This is a genomic window from Flavihumibacter sp. ZG627 (assembly GCF_000814325.1).
GTDB lineage: Bacteria > Bacteroidota > Bacteroidia > Chitinophagales > Chitinophagaceae > Flavihumibacter.
The window spans coordinates 717,665-740,954 of sequence record NZ_JPHF01000002.1 but is presented as its reverse complement, the minus strand read 5'-3'; the positions used below and the strand labels follow the sequence as shown (position 1 = coordinate 740,954).

The 23,290-nt window shown below is 45.8% G+C and carries 14 protein-coding genes and 1 tRNA gene; 8 read left to right on the top strand and 7 right to left on the bottom strand.

What is annotated here, in order from left to right:
• Positions 1-17: 17 nt before the first annotated feature.
• From HY58_RS06670 to HY58_RS06660, 3 genes are all read right to left on the bottom strand, one after another.
• Entirely contained in the window at positions 18-3,170 is a 3,153-nt protein-coding gene (locus HY58_RS06670) for an efflux RND transporter permease subunit (protein WP_039129522.1), read from the bottom strand.
• A gap of 26 nt (positions 3,171-3,196) precedes the next feature.
• Positions 3,197-4,345, bottom strand: a complete 1,149-nt coding sequence (locus HY58_RS06665; protein ID WP_039129520.1) for an efflux RND transporter periplasmic adaptor subunit — start codon at positions 4,343-4,345, stop codon at positions 3,197-3,199.
• 243 nt (positions 4,346-4,588) lie between these two features.
• Positions 4,589-4,662 (bottom strand) — tRNA-Arg (locus HY58_RS06660).
• Between the two features lie 117 nt (positions 4,663-4,779).
• On the opposite strand from HY58_RS06660, the gene HY58_RS06655 reads away from it, so the two are divergent.
• The 6 genes from HY58_RS06655 (at position 4,780) to HY58_RS06630 (ending at position 12,353) form a co-directional block, all read left to right on the top strand.
• Positions 4,780-5,259 (top strand): MarR family winged helix-turn-helix transcriptional regulator, encoded by a 480-nt coding sequence (locus tag HY58_RS06655; protein WP_039129518.1) that lies wholly within the window; start codon positions 4,780-4,782, stop codon positions 5,257-5,259.
• The gene (gene hutH / locus HY58_RS06650) at positions 5,259-6,821 is read left to right on the top strand and encodes a histidine ammonia-lyase (protein ID WP_039129517.1); all 1,563 of its coding nucleotides are present in this window, start codon (positions 5,259-5,261) and stop codon (positions 6,819-6,821) included. Before HY58_RS06655 ends, hutH begins: the two co-directional genes overlap by 1 nt.
• 35 nt (positions 6,822-6,856) lie before the next feature.
• Positions 6,857-8,530 carry a urocanate hydratase gene (gene hutU, locus HY58_RS06645; protein ID WP_052323891.1) on the top strand — a complete coding sequence of 558 codons (1,674 nt, stop codon included), beginning with the start codon at positions 6,857-6,859 and terminating at the stop codon, positions 8,528-8,530.
• A gap of 52 nt (positions 8,531-8,582) precedes the next feature.
• Entirely contained in the window at positions 8,583-9,959 is a 1,377-nt protein-coding gene (gene murC, locus HY58_RS06640; RefSeq protein WP_172644611.1) for a UDP-N-acetylmuramate--L-alanine ligase, read from the top strand.
• A gap of 9 nt (positions 9,960-9,968) precedes the next feature.
• Positions 9,969-11,222 (top strand): imidazolonepropionase, encoded by a 1,254-nt coding sequence (hutI, locus tag HY58_RS06635; protein ID WP_039129513.1) that lies wholly within the window; start codon positions 9,969-9,971, stop codon positions 11,220-11,222.
• A 72-nt stretch (positions 11,223-11,294) separates the two neighbouring features.
• Positions 11,295-12,353, top strand: a complete 1,059-nt coding sequence (locus HY58_RS06630) for a formimidoylglutamase (RefSeq protein ID WP_039129830.1) — start codon at positions 11,295-11,297, stop codon at positions 12,351-12,353.
• On the opposite strand, the gene HY58_RS06625 is transcribed toward HY58_RS06630, so the two are convergent.
• Positions 12,350-14,614 carry a patatin-like phospholipase family protein gene (locus HY58_RS06625; RefSeq protein ID WP_082022064.1) on the bottom strand — a complete coding sequence of 755 codons (2,265 nt, stop codon included), beginning with the start codon at positions 14,612-14,614 and terminating at the stop codon, positions 12,350-12,352. The two genes, HY58_RS06630 and HY58_RS06625, sit on opposite strands and share 4 nt — an antisense overlap.
• A 13-nt stretch (positions 14,615-14,627) precedes the next feature.
• Positions 14,628-16,610 (bottom strand): ABC-F family ATP-binding cassette domain-containing protein, encoded by a 1,983-nt coding sequence (locus HY58_RS06620; protein WP_039129507.1) that lies wholly within the window; start codon positions 16,608-16,610, stop codon positions 14,628-14,630.
• 117 nt (positions 16,611-16,727) lie between these two features.
• On the opposite strand from HY58_RS06620, the gene HY58_RS06615 reads away from it, so the two are divergent.
• Entirely contained in the window at positions 16,728-19,100 is a 2,373-nt protein-coding gene (locus tag HY58_RS06615) for a TonB-dependent receptor (protein WP_039129504.1), read from the top strand.
• A gap of 80 nt (positions 19,101-19,180) precedes the next feature.
• Here HY58_RS06615 and HY58_RS06610 read toward each other — a convergent pair whose 3' ends face one another.
• Both HY58_RS06610 and HY58_RS06605 read right to left on the bottom strand, forming a co-directional pair.
• Entirely contained in the window at positions 19,181-20,020 is an 840-nt protein-coding gene (locus tag HY58_RS06610; RefSeq protein WP_039129501.1) for a hypothetical protein, read from the bottom strand.
• 92 nt (positions 20,021-20,112) lie between these two features.
• Entirely contained in the window at positions 20,113-21,177 is a 1,065-nt protein-coding gene (locus tag HY58_RS06605; RefSeq protein ID WP_039129498.1) for a hypothetical protein, read from the bottom strand.
• Between the two features lie 145 nt (positions 21,178-21,322).
• Here HY58_RS06605 and thrS point away from each other — a divergent pair, with 145 nt between their 5' ends.
• Positions 21,323-23,260 carry a threonine--tRNA ligase gene (gene thrS / locus HY58_RS06600; RefSeq protein WP_039129495.1) on the top strand — a complete coding sequence of 646 codons (1,938 nt, stop codon included), beginning with the start codon at positions 21,323-21,325 and terminating at the stop codon, positions 23,258-23,260.
• Positions 23,261-23,290 lie beyond the last annotated feature (30 nt).

Here is a 23,290-nt window from a genome sequence, read left to right as displayed (position 1 = left end):
AATTGAACATTGTAATCTTAGAGTTCATAATTATTCTCGCCCATATCCACCTGTTTCGGTTTGCCTGAAATACTTTCCTGGATATGCTGGAATATGACAAATAGTACCGGTATCACAAACACACCGAAGATGGTTCCGATTAACATTCCGCCAACTGCACCGGTTCCGATGGAGCGGTTTCCTGTTGCCCCTGCACCCGTTGCAACCATCAGTGGAACAAGTCCGAATATGAAGGCAAATGATGTCATTAGAATTGGCCTTAATCGTGCTTCCGCGCCCTTGAGTGCGGCTTCCACCAATGGCATTCCCTGTCTTCTTCTTTCAAGGGCAAACTCCACGATCAGGATCGCATTCTTTGCCAGCAGTCCAATCAGCATTATTAGCGTGATCTGCAGGTAGATATTATTGGTTATTCCAAAGATCTTTGCAAATAGAAAAGCCCCCGCCAGTCCAATTGGTAAAGAGATAAGAACCGCAAAAGGAAGTATATAACTTTCATATTGCGCAGCCAGCAGGAGATAAACAAAAACGATCACCAGCAGGAATATAAATATAGTTTGTCCACCTGCAGAAAGCTCCTCACGGGTCATACCTGAATATTCAAATCCATAACCTATGGGAAGCATCTCCGCTGCCACTTCCTCAATAGCGCGGATGGCATCACCTGAACTATAACCCGGATTTGGTGCACCTGAAATACTTATGGATGTAAAAAGATTAAACCTTGAAATAGATTGAGGACCATACACCCTTTTCAGATTGATGAATCCCATGATGGGTGCCATCGCCCCATTGGCATTTCTTACAAATATATTATTCAGGCTTTCGGGGTTATCACGGAACTCCGCCTCTGCCTGGTACATTACCCTGAATTGTTTTCCAAACTGGTTGAAGTTTGATGCATACACACCACCATAATATCCCTGTATGGTGGAGAGGATATCATTTACGGATAGTCCCGCTTCCTTGGCCTTAGCCACATTCACATCAATTTCATATTGCGGGAAATTGGGGTTGAAAGAAGTGGTCGCATACTGGATCTCGGGCCTTTTATTCAGCGCCGCAATAAAGTCATTTCCAACTTTGGAGAAGATGGCGATATCTTTTCCACTCTTGTCCTGCAGCTCAAAAGAGAACCCGCCCGACATTCCAAAACCCTGGATGGTAGGCGGTGCAAAGAAGATAACACGCGCATCGCGGATGCCGGCCGTTTTCGCAAACATCTTACCAATAACTGCCTGAACATCCTGGCCCTTTTCTTTTCTATCCTCCCAGTTCTTCAATCGCATGATCACCATTCCATAGTTACTTCCGGCCCCACTGATCATTCCCCTGCCATTGATCTTTAAAATCGTTTCTACTTCTGGGATCGTTTTAGCCATCTTTTCAATCTCATCTGTTATTTCAGCGGTCCTTTCTATTGAGGCAGAAGGCGGCAGTGAAATATCAGACATCACCGCACCCATATCTTCATTGGGAACGAATGCTGTGGGCGTAGTTTTCATCAGGAAATAAAGGAGTCCTGTAAATAAGAGTATGCCCGCCCATGCTACCCACTTTCTTTTCACCAGGAAAAATACAGATCGTTTGTATTTTTTTGTAGTTGCTTCAAACGAGGCATTGAATGCAGTATAGAATCTTTGCAGGAAAGTTTTTTTCTTATGCTCTTCTTCCGGATGTGGTTTCAGTAATAATGCGCAAAGGGCCGGACTCAGCGTAAGCGCATTTACTGCAGAGAGAATGATGGCGATGGCAAGTGTTAGTCCAAACTGCTTATAAAATACGCCTGCTGATCCGGTAATAAAACTTACCGGGATGAATACAGCAGCCATTACGAGTGTAATGGAAATGATTGCGCCGGAAATTTCATCCATGGCATCCCTGGTTGCGTGTTTGGAGGATGTGTATCCGTGATCCAGTTTGGCATGTACTGCTTCAACCACCACAATGGCATCATCCACCACAATACCAATGGCCAGTACAAGTGCAAATAAAGTGAGCAGGTTTATGGTGAAACCAAATAATCCCAGGAAGAAAAAAGTTCCCACAATGGCCACCGGTACTGCAATGGCAGGTATTAGTGTGCTGCGAAAATCCTGCAAAAAAATAAACACCACAATGAATACAAGTATGAACGCTTCAATTAATGTGGTGATAACTTTTCCAATTGATGCGTCAAGAAAATCATTGGCGTTTACCAGGTTTACATATTTGATTCCATCAGGAAATGATTTCTCTGCCTCCTTCAATACGTTAAGGCTTCCCTCAATCACTTCTTTCGCATTGGAACCTGCTGTCTGACTGATTGCTACGCCCACAGAAGGAAAGCTGTTGGTTGTTGTGGTGCTGGCATAACTCTGGGCGCCTAATTCGATGCGGGCTATATCTTTTAGTCGAAGTAATTGACCGGTTCCAACAGAACGAATGATGATATTTCCAAATTCTTCTTCATTCTTAAGCCTGCCTTTGTATTTAATTACATACTGGAACGACTGCCCGCCCTGCTCTCCAAATTGACCGGGTGCTGCTTCTATATTTTGTTCGGCGAGGGCGGCACTTATATCAGAAGGTATTAGGCCATAAGATGCCATCACATCAGGACGCAGCCAGATCCGCATGGAATAATCCATCCGTCCAAAAGCAGTGGCTTCGCCAACACCCGTCACCCTTTTAATGAGGGGGATCAAATTTATTTCTGCATAGTTCTGCAGGAAGGTCTGGTCGTAGGCCGGGTTCTCACTGTATAAAGAGAAGATCACCAGATTACTGCTCTGGCTTTTAGCGGTGGTAACTCCAGAGCGGGTCACTTCCTGGGGAAGGAGAGGGGTGGCGCGGGCAACCCTGTTCTGCACGTTCACAGATGCCAGGTCGGGATTGGTGCCGATCTTGAAATTGATAGTGATCCTGGCAGAGCCATCATTGCCGGCAGAGGAAGTCATGTATGTCATATTCTCCACACCATTGATCTGCTCCTCCAAAGGAATAACCACGCTGTTAAGAACAACATCGGCATTGGCTCCCTGGTACGATGCGGATACAACAACTGTTGGGGGAGCGATCTCGGGATACTGGGAAATGGGAAGCGATCGCAATCCCAATAAACCCAGAATTACAATGATCACAGAAATAACCGTAGATAATACGGGCTGATCTATAAAGCGTTTAAACATCTTCGTTACTTTGGTGAAAGGAGAAATTAGTGGGCACGGTAAATACTATCTGTGTTGGCAACCCTGGGAATGATCTTTTCACTTTCCCGCAAACTGGCAACACCTTCCAATACTATTTTCTCACCCGGCTTAAGTCCTCCTTCCACTACAAAGAACTGCCCGCCACTATTTTCCCTGATCTTTATTGCGGTGCTCTTAACGGTATTGGCGGTATCCAGCAGAAACACAAATTTCTTACCCTGTATCTCAAAAGTGGAGCGTTGTGGTACCAATAAGGCTGAGTGGAGTGTTGCAGGAATCCTTATCGTTCCACTGCTTCCACTTCTTACAACATTATCCGGATTGGCGAATGTGGCCCGCATCCGTATTGATCCCGTTTCCGTATTGATCAAACCGCTGGCAGTTTCAACCTTACCCTTATGCGGAAACTCAACACTATTAGCCAGGATCAGTGTTACAGGAGGGATATGAGCGCCCCTGATATTTAAAGAAAGATCTAGTGCCTGCTTCTCATTCAAAGAAAAATATGCATATATATTATTGATGTTTGAAACAGTGGTTAACGGCTGAACCGTATTGCTGTTTACCAGACTTCCTATTTTATAGGGGATGGTTCCTATCACTCCGTTTGCGGGACTGGTAACAATAGTATAACCAAGGTTTGTGCGGGCGTTTGAGAGGGTTGCCCTTGCCTGCGAAAGTGCTGCCTGCTTTGATTGCAGTGCGAAGTTGGCGGACTCAAGAACATACTTGCTCACAATACCTTTCTCTACCAGGGGCCTTACTTTGTTAACCTCCATTTCAGCAGCATTAACATCGGCCTGGGCTATGCTGATATTGGCCTGTGCTGTTCGTACTTCCTGTTCATATTGTGGAGCACTGATTTGGAAGAGTCGCTGGCCTCTTTTAACTGATGACCCCTCATCCACAAATATCCTCTCAATATATCCATCAATTTTTGGCCTGATCTCAACATTTTGCTGTCCCTCAATTATGGCAGGATAATCCGCATTCACCACAAAACTCCTGGGTGTTATTTCCAACACGGAATAATCTTTTGCAGGGGCAGTAGCACCTGCAGCAGCCGGTTTCTTATCATCTGAACAGGAGGCGATAAATACAATAGATACGAGGGACCATAACCAATTACGGAAAATATTCATTTGCTTAGTCATTAAAAAAATCAGGTAGAGGATCGATATGGCAAGAGCCACGAAATTAGTGTATTAGCAACATTTATGCGCCAGCATGGAAACCCGGAACACTGAACTATTTGAGGTAAAAATCAAAGAAGCATTGATTTTAATGTCCAAATACTCAATAAGTTAACATTTCTATGGCAGTTGAGACAGATGGAAAAACCTGGAGATTAACGCCAGGTAAATAAAATACCCGCACATTGTGCGGGTATAAAAAAGTGATCTGGATTGGATTCGAACCAATGACCTACTGCTTAGAAGGCAGTTGCTCTATCCAGCTGAGCTACCAGACCTCGGGGCGCAAATATAAGGCAATAGCCTTTCAGGGCAAAAAAATGGAAAAGTTTTGCGGCGGATATTATCTTTCCCCCTACATTCGTATAAGCACTTATATAATTTAAAACCTTCGCTTGTCATTCTACCAACAAACCGGTGTGCTGGTTTTCGGCAGCCGCCTTCGTCGCCTTAGTGAGACATTCCTCGCTGATATCAACCGGATATACCGGCATAAGGGAATACGTTTCGATGCAGCATGGTTTCCGGTTTTTTATATGCTTTCCAATAAAGAATCTGTTTCTATCCGAGATATCAGTCTTGAGCTCGAAACATCCCATTCCGCCGCCAGCCAGTTAATCAGTAAACTACAGGAAAAAGGATTGATCCGCTCAGTGCCTGATAAAGAAGACAGTCGAAAGAAGCTGGTGACCTTTACACCAAAGGGTCAGAAACTCCTCCAGCAGGTGAAGCCGGTTTGGGAAGCATTGCAGCACGCCATGAATGATCTGCTCCTGGAGAATGCACACAGCAGGCAATTAATGCAGGCCATCCATGAAATGGAGAAGGCACTGCAGGAATCACCCCTTTTTGACAGAATAGAAAAAAAGCTCTGATGATTAATAGTTTTCAATACGGAATCGATACACTCAGCATCCGCACAGCTATAGCAATTGCCAATGGCCAGGTGAAAGGCATACTTGGAGAGCAGGCGATAGAAAAAATTTCCAGGAGTGCTTCTGCCGTTGCCAGCATTGTTGCGGAGGGACGCACCGTTTATGGCGTTAACACCGGTTTCGGCATACTCGCCAATACACCTATCTCTGAAGAAGACACCAAAACACTCCAGTATAAAATATTGCAGAGTCATAGTGTTGGTGTTGGTGATCCGATTGCCCCCGAAATTGCCAAACTGATGCTTATCACCAAGGTACATGCGCTGGCACAGGGCTTCAGCGGTGTACAGCTCTCCACCCTTGAAAGGCTCTGCTGGCATATTGATAATGATATAATTCCCATTGTACCAGAGAAGGGTAGTGTAGGAGCCAGCGGCGACCTTGCTCCTTTATCACATCTTTGTCTGCCTTTGATAGGGCTGGGGGAAGTGTATGAGAATGGGATTAGAAAACCAGCCGCCGAAGTGCTTGCTTCTTATGATATGCAGCCGGTTCAACTTGGGCCTAAGGAGGGATTGGCGCTCATCAATGGCACACAGTTTATCCTGGCTCATGCAGTTAAAGCGGTACAACGATTCCAGAACTGTCTCGATGCAGCCGATATCATTGGCGCAATGAGCCTGGAAGCACTAACCGGAACCAAAGCTCCTTTTGAAGATGCCCTCCACCAACTCCGGCCCTTTGAAGGCAATCTTCTCGTAGCACAAAGGCTCCGCAAAATACTCAGTGATTCAGCCATCATGCAAAGTCATGTTGATTGCGGCAGGGTGCAGGATCCATATTCACTAAGGTGCATGCCGCAGGTTCATGGTGCTTCACGCAATGCCTGGTATCACCTGAAGCAGTTGACAGAAACGGAATTGAATTCAGTAACCGATAACCCGATTGTACTGGATGCCGATCACACCATCAGTGGTGGAAATTTCCATGGGCAGCCCCTGGCATTGCCACTCGATTATAATTGTTTTGCCGCAGCCGAGTTAGGAAATATTTCAGACCGCCGATGTTATTTGTTGTTGGAAGGGAAATGGGGATTGCCGATGTTGCTGATGAATAATGTTGGACTGAACAGCGGATTTATGATTCCGCAATATACAACGGCAGCGTTGGTTACAGAGAATAAAACACTATGCTTTCCGGCAAGCGCCGATAGTATCCCAACATCACTGGGACAGGAAGATCATGTGAGTATGGGTAGTATCAGCGGCCGCAAACTAAATCGTGTGCTCGATAACCTGGAGTTCATCCTTGCCATTGAACTCATGAGTGCCTGCCAGGCTATTGAGTTCCGCAGGCCACTGAAGAGTTCTCCTATTCTTGAATTTGCACATGACCATGTACGTGAGTATGTGGAGTTTGCCAGCGAAGACCGAATCTTCTCCAAAGACATTGAAAAGATAACGGCCATCATCCGTGATTTCTCTTTTGTAAACCAGGTGAATACTTTTGCGAATAACGCTGGTATTGATCTGAATGAAAATTACCAGGGTTACATCTGCTAACCTGCACCATCCTTTAATTAAAAAATGTAAAGACAATGTCTATATCACGCTACGACCCCGTCAAATATGCAACTCCCACCGGCTCCACCATTAGTTGTAAGGGCTGGATCCAGGAGGCTGCTCTTCGTATGTTACTCAATAACCTCGATCCCGAAGTTGCAGAAAGGCCTGATGACCTGATCGTGTACGGAGGCAGGGGAAAGGCGGCGCGAAATTTTCAATCGCTTGATCTTATAATAAAAGCGCTGCGCGATCTGAATAATAATGAGAGCCTGCTGATCCAGAGTGGTAAACCGGTAGGCATCCTGCAAACACATGAAGATGCACCAAGAGTGCTTATTTCGAATTCGCAACTGGTACCAAATTGGGCAAACTGGAAACATTTTGACGAGCTCGAAAAAAAGGGCCTGATGATGTATGGCCAGATGACAGCAGGTTCATGGATCTATATCGGATCGCAGGGGATTGTTCAGGGAACTTATGAAACATATGCTGCAGCCGCCAACAAACATTTTAATGGAAGCCTGAAAGGGACGCTGCATATAACCGCCGGACTTGGAGGGATGGGTGGCGCACAGCCGCTTGCCATAACCATGAACGAAGGCGTTGCCCTGATAGCAGAAGTGGAGGAATGGCGGATTGATAAGCGCCTCGAAACGCGTTACCTTGACCTTAAACTAACTGATATAGACAAGGCCATTGACAGGGCCCTGGAGGCAAAAGCCAATAAGGAAGTGATAAGTATTGGTGTGCTTTGTAATGCCGTCCATTTGCTCGAGCGGCTGATAGAAAGAAATGTGATTCCCGATACACTTACTGACCAGACCTCGGCGCATGACCCGCTCATTGGATATGTTCCCCATACATTGAGTGTGGCAGAGGCAAACATCTTACGTGAGCAGGATCCTGCTGCGTATATAGAACGCAGTTATGAGAGCATGAAACTGCATGTGGAGTGCATGCTCGCACTACAGGAAAGAGGTGCTATCACATTCGACTATGGTAATAATATCAGGGCAAGGGCAAAGGAAAAGGGACTTGAGAATGCATTTGATTTTCCGGGATTTGTTCCTGCCTATATAAGGCCATTATTTTGTGAGGGGAAAGGGCCCTTCCGCTGGGCTGCACTTAGCGGTGATCCGGCTGATATAGCCGTGACGGATGAATTGATCGCAAATATGTTTCCTGAAAACCAGAGCCTGCAGCGATGGCTTAAACTCGCGAAGGAAAAGATCGCCTTCCAGGGACTACCGGCAAGGATTTGCTGGCTGGGACAGGGAGAACGGGAGAAAGCGGGACTAGCATTCAATGAATTGGTGCGCAGCGGAAAGGTTTCCGCACCTATTGTAATTGGTCGTGATCACCTCGATACAGGATCAGTTGCGAGTCCAAACCGCGAAACAGAAGCCATGCTCGACGGCTCCGATGCTGTTGCCGATTGGCCCATTCTCAACGCGCTGGTCAATACCGCGGGAGGAGCATCCTGGGTAAGCCTGCATCATGGAGGAGGTGTAGGAATGGGTTACAGTATACATGCCGGTATGGTGATTGTTGCAGATGGGACTGATGCAGCCGCAGCAAGGCTTGCAAGGGTGCTGCGCAATGACCCGGGCATGGGTGTTATCCGTCATGCTGATGCAGGTTATGATGTAGCCAAAGACTGGAGCAGAAAATCGGGATTGGATTTAAATGACAGATTAACCAGGTAAAAAGACTGGGTAGATTATACGCGTAAATTACTTTTGCGTTAAGACAAGAATTATGATCAACACTGTAAATGATTTTCAGCGCGTCTTTTTCACTGGCATTGCAGGAACAGGCATGAGTGCGTTGGCCCAGTATCTAAAGGGAATAGGAAAGGATGTAAGTGGAAGCGACCGCTATTTTCAACCGGGCGTATTCAATGATACAAGGCATAAGCTGGAAGCAGCTGGAATAACCTGTTACCAGCAGGATGGAAGCGGAATTACAGCCGACACTCAACTCGTGATTGTATCCGCTGCTGTAGAGGAGACAGTTCCCGAAGTGATAAAGACCCGCTCACTCAATATTCCTATCATTAAGAGAAGCGAACTGCTGAGTATGATCGCTAAAAGCAAAAAAACAATTGCTGTTGGAGGAACATCAGGGAAGTCGACCACCAGTGCCATGCTTTTTGATATCCTTGAATTTGCAGGGATGGATCCCAGCATTATCAGCGGTGCCGGTCTGGTTAGTATTATCAGGGAGGGAAAGATCGGTAATGCAAAAGTAGGCAAGGGCGACTGGCTGGTAATTGAAGCCGATGAAAGCGATGGATCCATTGTCCAGTATTTTCCGGAGATCGGTTTACTGTTGAATGTTGACAAAGACCATAAAGAGATCGAAACCCTGATGGAGGTATTCACCACATTCCGGAATAACAGCAATCGGTTTGTGGTTAATCAAAGCCATCCGCTTGCTGCGAAGTTATCGCAGGAACTCTCCAATGATTTCTGCCACCATGCGGATTGTCTTGCAGGCTATGTGGCCCGTGATTTTCACCAGCAAGGATTGCAGATCAACTTTAGCCTTAATCATGTTCCCTTTGAAATGAAACTGGTAGGAAGGCATAATATGGAAAATGCGGTAGCGGCAAGTACTATCGCCAACCTGGTAGGGGTAGACCTGGCCGTTGCTGCGGATGCCCTTTCACGTTATGAGGGTATTTATCGCCGCCACCAGGTATTGGGACAAAAACACGGGGTATGGCTGATCGATGATTATGCCCATAATCCAGCCAAATGCGCGGCCAGCATCCAGGCATGCCAACCCCTTGCCTTTAAGGTAGTGGCCTGGTTTCAGCCCCATGGTTATGGACCCACAAGATTCCTGAAAGATGATTTCATAAAAGAGATAGCAGCGGTATTGCGGCCCCAGGATGAGATCTGGATGAGCGAGATATTCTATGCTGGCGGAACAGCCACTAAAGATATTTCCTCTAATGAATTAATTGAAGGAATCAGGATGCTTGGTGGGCAGGCATGGTTTGTTGAAGACCGCAAGGATCTTCTGGAAGCAATAAGGCCACATCTTACTGACAATACTGTATTATTATTAATGGGAGCACGTGACCCGGGCCTCGAATCTTTTGCCAATGAGGTTTGGGAAAAATTATAAAATTGATCAATGACCATCCTATTCAGAAATATTAAAGGGCTTGTGGGGGTTCGGGAAGACAGTGCTGTTCTTAGAGGGCAGGAGCTTGCCTCACTTACTGTTATCAACCAGGCATGGCTGTTAGTGGAAGATGATACTATCGCAGCGTATGGAAAGGAATCTGATTTCGGGAATGGACAAAAAATGCCTCCCGAGGCAGAGGAGATAATAGATTGCTCAGGCAGGTATTTGTTGCCCGCCTGGTGCGATAGCCATACACATCTGGTATTTGCCGAAAGCAGGGAAAATGAATTCATCGATAAGATCAATGGACTTGGGTACGCGGAAATTGCTGCCAGGGGCGGAGGTATACTTGCTTCTGCCACTAAATTGAATGAAATGGATGAAGACAGCTTGTACCAGCTCGCTGCCGTGCGATTAAAGAAGGCCTCCCTGCTTGGAACCGGTGCAATGGAAATCAAGAGCGGCTATGGATTAACGGTAGAGGGAGAGTTAAAGATGCTTCGTGTTATTAAGCGCCTTAAACAATCCTCGCCCGTTTCAATAAAAGCAACTTTTTTAGGCGCCCATGCCATTCCGTCTGATTTTAAAGATGATCGTGAAGGATATATCAGGCAGGTGGTAGAAGTGATGCTGCCTAAGATCGCTGAAGAAAAACTGGCCGACTATATTGATGTTTTTTGTGAGCAGGGATTTTTTTCGCCGGAAGAAACCATTCGCATCTGCGAGGCAGGTAAACAATATGGATTACTGCCAAAGATACATGCGAACCAATTGCATATATCGGGCGGGGTGCAGGCCGGGGTTGCACTGGAAGCCGTATCTGTTGATCATCTGGAGTCGATGGATGCTGTTGCTATTGAAACATTGGCCGCTTCAACAACCATTGGCACACTGTTACCCACAGCGGCATTTTTTCTGCGGATGCCTTACCAGCCCGCAAGGCAACTTATCAATGCCGGTGCAGCCATTGCAATAGCTTCTGATTTCAACCCCGGTTCTTCCCCTTCCTATAATATGCAACTCGTAGTGGCAATGAGTTGTATCCAACTGCGCATGCTACCCGAAGAAGTCATAAACGCTGCCACCATTAACGGTGCCTTTGCGATGGGCATTGGTACAGAAACCGGAAGCATCACCATTGGTAAACTGGCCAACCTTCTCCTCACAAAAGAAATGCCTTCACTCCACTATCTTCCTTATTCATTCGGGGAGCAATTAATTGATCGGGTATGGCTGAGAGGGAATGGATTACATTCTTGAATGGCGAATCCTCTTTTTTGGTCCGCAGCTTTTTCTTTATATTGTTCTGATCTATTTTAAATATTGATTGCTATGCAACATTTTAAGTTCTATTCCAAGCAGGACACACTCTACCTGACACGTATCCGCCGGTATGAAACCAAATTGGGTGAGCGGGTGCAGGTTCTTAATGGTCATGACCAGCTTGAAGAAAAACTCAGGGATTCTCCTGCTACCTACGTGTTGTTTGGCATACCCGAAGATATTGGTGTGAAAGCCAATTACGGAAAGGGTGGGGCCGACTCTGCCTGGCTGCCTTTTCTGTCTGCATTTCTTAATAGCCAGAGCAATGATTTCTTTACGGGAGAAGAGGTCCTTTTACTCGGTCATTTTGATTTCGGCGACCTGCAGTTTGTGATTGAAAATCATGCCCACAGTGAAGAAGAAAAGATCGAAGCTTATCGCCATGCCGTAGTGCAGATTGATGAGGAAGTTGAAAATCTTACCAAAACGATCACCGCAGCTGGTATGATACCCATTGCGATTGGCGGCGGACATAATAATGCCTATCCGCTCATCAAAGGGGCTGCAAAGGGATTATTCAAACTGGGGCTTATTCCTCTGGCACAAATAAATGCAATCAACCTCGATGCCCATACAGATTTCCGTCCCTCAGAAGGGCGGCATTCCGGTAACGGTTTCCGTTATGCTGAGGAGGACGGCTACCTGCAGAAATACTGTGTGGTGGGTGTGCATGAAAATTATATCCAGCAGAATGTATGGCTCGATTTTGTGAATAATCCATTCCTTGACATGATCACTTATGAGGATATCTTTCTTTTTGATAAAAGGAATTTTATCCAGGCAGTTGCTCATGCAACAGGATTTACGGAAGATTCTTATTGCGGCATTGAACTTGATCTTGATGCAATAGAAGAGAGTCTGAGTTCTGCCACAACGCCCTCCGGATTAACACCACTTCATGCAAGGCAGTATATCAGTTTTGCTGCAACCGATACCAAAGCAGCTTACCTGCATATTTGCGAAGGTGCCTCACAATTGAGTGATGGCCGTAAGAGTGAAACTACGGGTAAGCTTATCAGTTATCTTGTAAGTGATTTTATTAAGTCGAGGCCCGATTCATCCTCTTAAAACATTCCCCTGGAAAAACGGAACCCCATATTCACATAGTTTTTCAGTCGGCGGCTCTGGTCGCTGTAAATGAAACTGAATTCAAGTGGGCCTATGGGGGAGTCGAAACCCAGCGTTAATGCATACCCGCTCAATAGCTTTCCTTCTACAGGAGCAAGCTGGTCTTTCAGGAAAGAATGATACATAAGGCTATAGCTGCATGCGGTATACACGCTGCCACTGAACTGGTAACGCCAGTTGATGGATCCCTTTATAAGACTGTTCACAAAAAGGGAGGCATCCTGGATACCTGCCATGGTAACCTGGTTTCGCATCATAGGCTGCATTCCCCCCACTATAAAATCATGGAATACGAACTGATTTGTATTGAAATTGGCAGCGGCCTCAGTTTGCAGCGTAATGAAATTTTTTGAACCAACCGGCAATACTTTCTGCACCTGCATTTTCGCCCGTAAAAAAGGATCGTAACCAATTCCAAGGGAGTCCGGATTCTCAATTGGGTCTCCCGATGAGTTATAGGAGACATTCAACTTCTGCGAAAAAATAAAGCTTGGTTCGAAGAGGAAATAAGTACCGCGCCTTGGAAGGAACAGCCGGTCATGCGAATTGTATTCATATCGCAGATAGGCTTGCAGGTAAGTATTACGTCCATCAATTGAAATGCGGGACTGTGTTTGTGGTTTCACCGATACTTTTTCGAGATGAATACCTGCTCCATACAATTGCCTTCTTTTGTATGCTACCTGCAATCTTGTATCGAGATATTGGCTGAAGAGACGGTAAACACCGAGGGCTTTATAGTCTTCAAATTGAGTTACTTCCTGCCGCTCAAGGTAATATTCACTGATCCAGGCGAGGGGCAATTTTTTGCTTCCCCAGATCTGTGTATGTTCCAGTCTCAATCGTGGATTTTCCGAAATACCAGCTGCAAGCATGCTTCTGCTTTGTTTACCGATGAAATCGCGCACCGTAATATTGGCGATGAGCATGATATTTGTGAGAGAACTATAATTGACCGCAAGTTTTGCAGTAATTGGAACATTTTCTTCAGCAATAAGACGTATATCAGCCACACCCTCACTAACCGGTTCAAGCTGATAATAGAGTTTGTTGAAATAGCGGGTTCCGAATGCCTGACGGATTGACGCCTCTAATTCTTTAACGGTATATTCCTGGCCCTCTTTGAGTCCCAACATCCTCCTGAGGAAAGGCATACTGATATATTTTAAACTATCGCTTACTATCTGGCGTATGCGAATTTTTTCAGGCACGCTTGGATACACGATCTTTTCAGGTATACCATATATTGCATTCAGCGAATCGGCCAGTTTTTTAAAGATTGGATAATATGCGAGCCCTGTTTCAAGTCCGATGGCAATCAGTGAATCACTGCTTCCGAAGCTTCCGCTTGAATATTTTTCAATGGGATGGTCAATAAAATAATCACATAAAGCTATTTCCTGTTTGCTGGAAGTGGCCTCCTTAAAAAAGGCGATCTGTGTAAGTATTTGTAGCGGGGAGGTGAGCTTATCGGCAGATAGCAGCTCACTGCTCACATCGCTTCCAACTACTATATCAGCTCCCATTTTCCTCACATCACTAACAGGGAAATTGCGAACCAATCCGCCATCCACCAGCTTTTTATTATCTATTACCACTGCTGTAAATACGGAAGGGATGGCCATACTTGCCCGCACTGCACTTATGAGATCACCTTTGTCTAATACAATGACTTCCCCAGTGGCCAGGTCGGTAGCTATGCATTTAAAGGGACGGGGAAGTCCATCGAAATTACGGATCCCATAAGCTGGATAATAGAGTTCATTGAATTTCAACCACAGCTCTTCTGATTCGAGTACGCCGGAGGGAAGCCTGAATTTCCCATCCTGCATAGGCAATTCAACGGCATACCTGCCGTATTCATTTTTCTCCTCCATAATAAAGGCATTAAGAGAAGAGCGGTTGCTCAGAAGCCTGTTCCAGTTTATGCTGCGCGCAATAGTGAGGATCGTATCTGCATCATAACCGATTGCATACAAGCTGCCTATGATGGCACCCATGGAAGTGCCGCTAACATAATCAATATTCAATCCCGCAGAATCAATTGCTTTGAGAACACCGATATGGGCGAGGCCCTTGGCGCCACCGCCACTGAGCGCCAGGCCAATTTTAGGCCGGGGCAACTGCTGTGCTCCTGCAATCATTGCTGAAAGGAGCAGCATGGAAATGATAAGGTAACGGCAGAAAAATGTCCGGGTCATATGCCCGATGAAGTTAATCCATTTCCGTTTCCATTTCCATGATCTTTTCAAAGGTGGTCTCGTATTCCTTGTTAAGATTATCCAGAAGGGCTACCTGTTGTTTGTAAGCTGTTTCAGCAGCAGTAAATTTGATGCGATCAGAATATGTAGCAGGATCGGATAGCGCCAGTTCCAGTTCATTCTTTTTTTCCTTCGCCTTTGCGATACGCTCTTCCAACTGGTTGAATTGTTTCTGAAGCCGCTGAAGTTCTTTGCGCAGCTCTTTATTGATAGGCTGGTTGTTGTTTGGTTTATTGGAAGAAGGCTTTGTTTCTTCAACAATTTTTGGGGCCGGGGCCGGAGCTGCCCCCTGCTTGTCTGCTACTACTGCAGCAACGGCTGCTGCAGCAGCATGTTTTGCCATACGCTCTTTCCATTCTATCCACTCATGATAGCTTCCCTTAAATTCCTTGATCTTATGGTCTTCGATCTCCCAGATCTTATTGGCAGCCTTGGATATAAAATAACGGTCGTGGCTAACCATGATCAGGCTGCCTTCATAGCGGTTTAAAGCCTCCACCAATAATTCCACCGAATGGATATCAAGGTGGTTGGTAGGTTCATCGAGCATCAGGAAATTAGCTTTGCTAACGATTGTTTTTGCTAACGCTACCCTGGCTTTTTCACCTCCACTGAGTACTTTGATCTTTTTATCTGTATCATCACCACTGAAAAGAAAACATCCCAGTAATGTGCGAAGCTCCTGCTCGGTTTTCTGACTGCCGCAGGTCTTCATCTCCTCAATCAGCGTATTGTTCAGGTCGAGCGATTCAAGCTGGTGCTGGGCATAAAAACTCTCCTCAACATTATGCCCCCATTTGCGATCTCCTTCAAAGGTTTCCACGCCGGCAATGATCCGAAGCAGTGTTGATTTGCCTTTTCCGTTTGCTCCGATCAGCGCGATCTTATCACCACGATCAATTTCTGCAGATGCATTTTCAACGATAATATTATCACCATATTTTTTGGTGATATGTTTTAGCTCCACTAAAACCCTCCCGGGAATTTTATCTATCCTGAAATTGATCTTTATATTGGGTCTTTCTATTTCCACTTCTTCTATACGATCGATCTTATCGAGCCGTTTCATGGCACTCTGCGCCTGGGCGGCCTTGGTTGCCTTGGCACGGAAGCGTTCTATAAATCTTTCCTGCTGCCGGATGTATTCCTGCTGGTTTTCAAAAGCCCGCTGCTGCAGTTCAACACGCATAGCTTTTTCCGTTTCATAGAACTCATAATTGCCCTGGTAGAAATGCAATTGCTTCTGGTATACCTCCACCACCTTGGTGACCATGCGGTTGAGGAAAAATTTATCGTGACTCACAATAACCACCGAACCTTTATAATGCAGGAGGTATTTTTCAAGCCATTCGATGGAAGGAAGGTCGAGGTGGTTGGTCGGTTCATCGAGCAACAACAGATCAGGTGCCTGCAGAATCATTTTTGCCAACAGAACACGCATGCGCCATCCACCGCTGAACTCGCGGTAGGGACGGTCAAGGTGCTCCTGCGGAAATCCAAGTCCGTGGAGAACTTCTTCCGTACGGTGATGGATATCATACCCTCCCAGCACTTCCAGTTCATGGAGGGCATCTGAATATTCATGCAGAATTTTCTCATCGCCGGTTGCTTCCAATTCCTTTCCGAGCCGTTCAATATCCTTCTCCAGTTGCTGCACTTTCTCAAAGGCGCTGAGGGCAACTTCAAGGATCGAATTGTTGGTATCAAAACTCAGGAGGTCCTGGTGCAGGTAACCGATGGTGGTACCGCGGCCCCGCTCCACTGACCCGGCGGATGGCAGTAATTCACCAACAAGCACTTTCAGGAGGGTCGACTTACCGGTTCCATTGTACCCGATCAGGCCGATCCGCTCTCCCGGTTGAATATGCCAGGTGGCATCAGATACGATCACCCGGGCACCAAACTCAAACGTAACATTTTGTAATCCTACTAACATGGGGCGCAAAATTACAGAAAAGCCTTTGATTTTACCGGATGGTAACGAACCAAAGAGGGTGGTTTTTGTTCATTCCAGTTAACTTGCACCCGTCTTAACATAAACTTTATCGTTCCGATGCCCCGATTTTCGCTTTTTATCCTCCTATTCCTGCTTTTGACCAGGCCGCTGGTTTATGGCCAGGAGAATTCAGGCAGGAAATTCACCCTTAGCGGATATGTGCGCGATTCCCTATCCGGGGAAAGCCTTATAGGGGCTTCTATTGTTATCAATGGGAAAGGCCGGGGAGTTGTCAGCAATACCTATGGATATTATTCCATTACACTTGACGCGGGCCGCTATGAACTCAGTTGCACCTATGCCGGCTATGAATCAGTGCGGATATCGTTTATGCTTGACCGTGATCTGTCAAATAATTTCCTTTTATCCCCACGTGGAACCACACAGGAAGAAGTAGTAGTATATGCCAAACGCAAGGATGGGAATGTTACGCAGGCACAGATGGGGAAAATAGATCTTGCCATGAGCCAGGTGAAATCTTTGCCTGTACTGCTTGGGGAAACAGATATCCTGAAAACACTTCAACTGCTTCCAGGGGTTCGCAATGCAGGGGAAGGCAATGCCGGCTTCTATGTGCGGGGAGGTGGACCCGACCAGAACCTTATCATGCTTGACGACGCCGTGGTGTATAACACCGGCCACCTCTTCGGTTTCTTCTCCGTATTTAATTCGGATGCCATCAAGAATGTTTCACTGATAAAAGGTGGTATGCCTGCTCAGTATGGCGGCCGACTTTCATCTGTTCTTGATATCGCCATGAAGGACGGAAATATGAAACAACTTGAAGGTGAGGGCGGGATCGGCCTGATTGCATCACGCTTTTCAATTCAGGGGCCATTGCAAAAAGACAAGGCCTCTTTTATCATCTCCGCGCGCCGTACATATATAGATGCGCTGGTGAAACCATTTGTTCCTAAAAGCAGTTCCTTCTATGGATCGGGTTATTATTTCTATGATCTCAATACAAAGGTCAATTATAAATTCTCCGATCGTGATCGTCTTTATCTCAGTGGCTATTTTGGAAGGGATGTCTTTGATTTTAAAAATAACCAGCGATCTTTCAGCGCCAATATCCCCTGGGGAAATGCAACCGCAACACTTCGCTGGAACCATGTATTCCACCGGAAATTGTTCTCCAATGCAACCCTTGTTTTCAACAACTACAATTTTGCCTTTAACGGCGAACAGAATAATCTCTCTTTCAACCTGCGCTCGGGGATCCGCGACCTCACTGCAAAGTTTGACATGGATTATTATCCCGCGCCGGCGCACAAACTCAAATGGGGAGCACAAATCACCCATCACACCTTTAAGCCAAACCTATTTAGTGGCCGGTCCGATTCAGTTGATTTCACTCCCAACAATGCTTCCCGAAAATATGCTATAGAATCAGGTGTATATCTTCAGCACGACTGGGAACTGGGAGAGAAATGGCAATTGAATACCGGCATTCGTTACAGCTCCTTTGCACAGACCGGGCCGTTCACTGACTATACCCGCGATGCCGATGGCAATAAGACCGACAGCACTGTATACCGGCGAGGGTCAACCGTAAAATATTATGGGGGACTGGAACCAAGGTTCACCATGCGGTACAGCATCAATGATGAAAGCTCCTTCAAAGCTTCTGTTAGCAGGAATAACCAGTATATACACCTCGTAAGCAATGCCGGATCTACTCTTCCCACAGATCTCTGGGTACCCAGCACATTAAATGTAAAGCCTCAGCTTAGCTGGCAATATGCGGCTGGCTATTTCCGGAATTTCAGCAATAATAAATATGAAACATCTGTAGAACTCTACTATAAAAAAATGGATAACCAGATCGAATACCGGGAGGGATATACACCCGGACTCACCGATCCGGAAGAAGAATTTGTATTTGGGGAAGGCTGGAGTTATGGGAGTGAATTCTTTGTGCGGAAGAATACCGGTCGGCTTACCGGATGGGTAGGGTATACGCTTAGCTGGACCTGGCGCAAATTCCCCGATCTCAATGAAGGTATGAAATATCCCGCCCGTTATGATCGCCGCCATGATCTCTCCGTGGTGAGTGCCTATGAATTAAATAAAAAATGGAAACTCTCTGCAGTATTTGTTTATGGAACGGGAAATGCAACCTCACTTCCTGAGCGCTTCTATATAGTAAATGGAACACTAACGCAGGAGTATAGCCGCATTAACAAATACCGTCTGCCGTCTTATCATCGTATCGATTTTGCTGCCACCTATACTCCTGTTGCTAAAAAGCCAAGCCGTATAACGGGTAGTTGGGTTTTCAGCATTTATAATGTGTATAGCAGGCTGAATCCATATTTCATTTACTACGATCAAACGGGGAGTGCCTATGACGGCAGCCTGAAAGTGGAGGCCAGGCAGGTGAGTCTTTTCCCTATCATCCCCAGCGTAACCTGGAACTTCAGGTTTTAGCATGGCAACCAGGTGTCTGATACTTGTTCAGAGGATGTTAGAACATGTGTTCGAACAGGTTGCGAACATGTGTCAGATACCTATTTCAATCGAAATCGTACCGCAGCATTTTTCTTGTCAGAAGCCGAAAGTCGCACTTCATATTTATTGCGGCCTGCCGTTACTACCATCAGTGCAGTATTAGGAGGGATGCTTCCAAGGTTATCGGCATACATCACCAGTTCATAATCCGTATCAGGGAAGGCCTTAAGCTCCAGCGTTAAGGGCTTGTTAGTGAGCCGCTGTTTTAATAGAAGCAATTTATTATTAAGGAAAATGGTGACCGTATCATTATCTATCTCTGCATTGTCGTACAGGTCGATTTTTATATTGGGCGTTTCAAGCTCAAGGGTGCTGACCACCTCGGTGGTACGTTCCTGCAGTTTCAGTGATTGCTGTAGCCTGGCCAGTTCTTCGGGCTGGTCAATATCGATGGGAAAATCGGTTGTAGATACCCGGTATAGTGTGATCCTGCCGGGTGGGCAAGCCTTTCTACTCTCACTTTCATATCCTTTCCATTCACCAGTCAGGCTTTCTTTATTACCGGAAGAAGACCAGGTAAGATCATAGGTTTTTGAACAGGCAACGCAATCGGATGGAATATTTACCTCCATTATTTTGTCTTCAATGAGAACCATTCTTTTGGTCTGGCTATTATAACGTCCATTGAAATGATGTTTCACAAAACGGTTGCGGTCATAATAATCAAAAGAATTTCCCATCAGCGTATTCCCTTGCTGGCCGATCTGGATCTCAAGGTTATACACCGGGAAACAACCTCCTGCTTCCTGGGTAAGGGTTCCACGCCAGATGCCGTTCAGGTCCTGTGCAGATGCAACCTGCAGTAATATCAACAAAAGGGAAGTCAGGAAGAGCCTCATGGGTTTTATTGGTAGTTCAATTTAAGCCATCGCATGAAATGAGCGATGGAATTTTGTGAGCGGCAAACAGGGGATTATGAAAGGCAGCACCGCTAATTACCTGCCTCATACCGGAAGCGTACCACAGCATTTTTTTGTTCTGTTGAAGTGATCCGCACTTCAAATTGTTGGTTACCTGCTTTCACCACCATCAATGAAGTATTTGGAGGGATCTCACCCAGATTTTCGGCTACCATAACCAGTTCATGATATTCATCATCATCAAGGGTTATACGCAGCGTAATGGGAGAGAGGGAAAGCATTTTCCTTGATACCACCAACTCTTTGTTCAGGTAAACGGAAACAGTGTCTTTATCGATTGTGCCATTGTCATATAGGTTTACGATCACTTCCCTGGTACGCACCTTAAAGGTCTTTACCAGTTCATTTTCTCTTGTTTTTAATACCGGTGGAATGACCTGCGGATCTGTTCTTTTTTTATCTGCGTCTGCCTGGCTATTTGGCGGAGCCTTTGGTTCTATTGGACGCTGGGGCAACTCCGGCACCTTTTCCTCAGCTTTCGGCGCTGGTACAACCACCTTTTTATTGGATTTGGCTATATCAGCCTCTTTCTCCGTAACAACCGGTGGCTGTGGCTTTGGCGGTGTAACAGGTTGTTTTTTTTCTTTTTCGCGCTGCACCAGGAATGGTTCTTTATAAAAATCGGAACTTATAACCTTGCGGAGGAAAACAGTGCCTCTCCCACAATCGGATGAGTCGCGCGTGTTCATGCTCACATAAGTTCCTTCCATAAATTCCTCCCTGCCATTCCTGGTATATTGAAGGAAGCATGTCATCACACAGGCATCATTACCCTGCATCATTCTTACTTCCACGATCTTCAGTTCTTCCAATAATACTTTCTGCGTGCCGGTATGAATAGTGCCCTTTGCAACAGCCTTACCATAGAATTCGGTTGTCTTGTAAGAATAGGTAACTCCTTTAAATGCTTTTCCCCGCTGGTCGAGCTGGATCTCGAATTTATAACGGTCATCAATATTCATGAGTTGCAACATCCGGTTATTGGAACGGAAATGACCCCGCCATATACCGGTCAGATCCTGCGCCTGCAGGGCTGTTCCGCCAAATAAAAAAAGTAGCAGGATGATGCGCCTCATGAATGCAAGTTATATATTCAAGTTAACTAAAAAGGAATGGCAATTTCGTACCGTTCAACGAGTTAATCTGGCAATTGTTCGTTAAATTTGCAACCCTTCCTGCCTTGTTTGTATAAAGGGGGAAGCAGAAATACTATAGAAACAAATGATAAAGATCAGCTTTCCGGACGGCGCGCAACGAGAATATGAACCCGGTACCTCAGCTCTCGACATCGCAAAAAGTATAAGTGAAGGATTGGCCCGAAAAATTCTCGCTGCATCGGTTAACGGGCAGGTGTGGGACCTTAGCCGTCCTATTTATGAAGATTCGGCATTGAAATTACTGGGATGGGAGGAAAAGGATGCAAAGTCTACCTTCTGGCATTCTACCGCACACCTCATGGCAGAAGCCATTGAAGCGATGTTCCCCGGGGTAAAATTCTGGGTTGGTCCGCCGGTTGATAACGGGTTTTATTATGATATAGACCTTGGCGATAAAAGCATTTCTGAAGAAGATCTGAGGAAGCTTGAAGTGAAGATGGCAGAACTGGCCAAGCAGAACAACGCCTTTGTTCGCAGAGAAGTTCCCAAGGGAGAAGCTATTTCTTATTTTGCCGATAAGGGAGATGAATACAAACTCGATCTGCTGCAGAACCTCGAAGATGGAACCATCAGTTTCTATTCTCAGGGTAATTTCACTGATCTGTGTCGCGGACCGCATATCCCGCATACCGGGCTTATCAAGGCTTTCAAGCTCACCAGTATCGCAGGTGCTTACTGGAAGGGTGATGAAAAAAACAAGATGCTTACCCGTGTTTATGGAGTAAGTTTTCCCTCACAAAAGGAACTTGACGAATACCTCGCATTACTTGAGGAAGCGAAGAAACGTGATCATAGAAAGATAGGTAAGGAGCTCAGCATTTATACCATGGACGATGATGTGGGACAGGGCCTGATCATGTGGATGCCTAATGGAACTATCATTATTGAGGAGCTGGAAAAACTGGCAAAGGAAACTGAAGAAGAAGCAGGTTACCATCGCGTTGTTACTCCTCATATTGCCAAGGAAAGTATGTACCTGACCAGCGGTCACCTTCCTTATTATGCCGATAGTATGTACCCTCCCATGGAACTGGAAGGAGAGAAGTATTATCTGCGCGCAATGAACTGTCCGCATCACCATAAGATTTTTGCTGCAGAGCCCAAGAGCTATCGCGACCTGCCATATCGCATTGCAGAATATGGTACTGTTTACCGTTATGAGCAGAGCGGAGAATTATTTGGTCTCATGCGAGTGCGCTGCCTTCATATGAACGATGCACATATATATTGTTCCAAAGAGCAGTTTGAGCAGGAGTTCAGATCTGTGAACGAGATGTATCTCAAGTATTTCAAAATATTTGGGATAGATAAATATGTAATGCGCCTTAGCTTGCATTCTCCTGAAAAGCTAGGTAAGAAATATGTGGATGAACCTGAATTGTGGAAGGAAACCGAGGCGATGGTACGCCAGGTGCTGATCGATTCCAATATTCCATTTGTGGAGGTGCAGGATGAAGCTGCTTTCTATGGTCCAAAAATTGATGTGCAGATATATAGCGTCATAGGCAGGGAATTTACACTCGCCACCAACCAGGTAGATTTTTCGCAGGGCCGCAGTTTCAAACTTGAATATACCACCGCCGATAACCAGCATGATACCCCATTGATCATTCACCGTGCACCTTTGGGAACCCATGAGCGTTTCATAGGATTTTTGCTTGAACATTATGCTGGTAAGCTACCAATATGGCTGGCACCACAGCAGGTGAAGATCCTGCCCATTAGCGATAAGTTCATGGATTATGCAGAAAGCGTGAAAAAACAGCTCCGGAAAGCAGGTGTGAGAGTATCGATTGATGACAGGAACGAAAAAATCGGTAAAAAGATCCGCGATACTGAGCTGCTGCGCGTTCCTTATATGCTTGTGGTAGGTGAAAAAGAGATGAATGAGGGCAAGATTGCCGTTCGCCGCCAGGGCAAAGGGGATGCCGGCGTAATGCCTGTGGAGGAATTTATCAAGGTGATTTCACGGGAGATTTCAGATCGCAGCAGTAGTGAATAAAAAAATTAATATTTTCGGGTCGTAATTGTT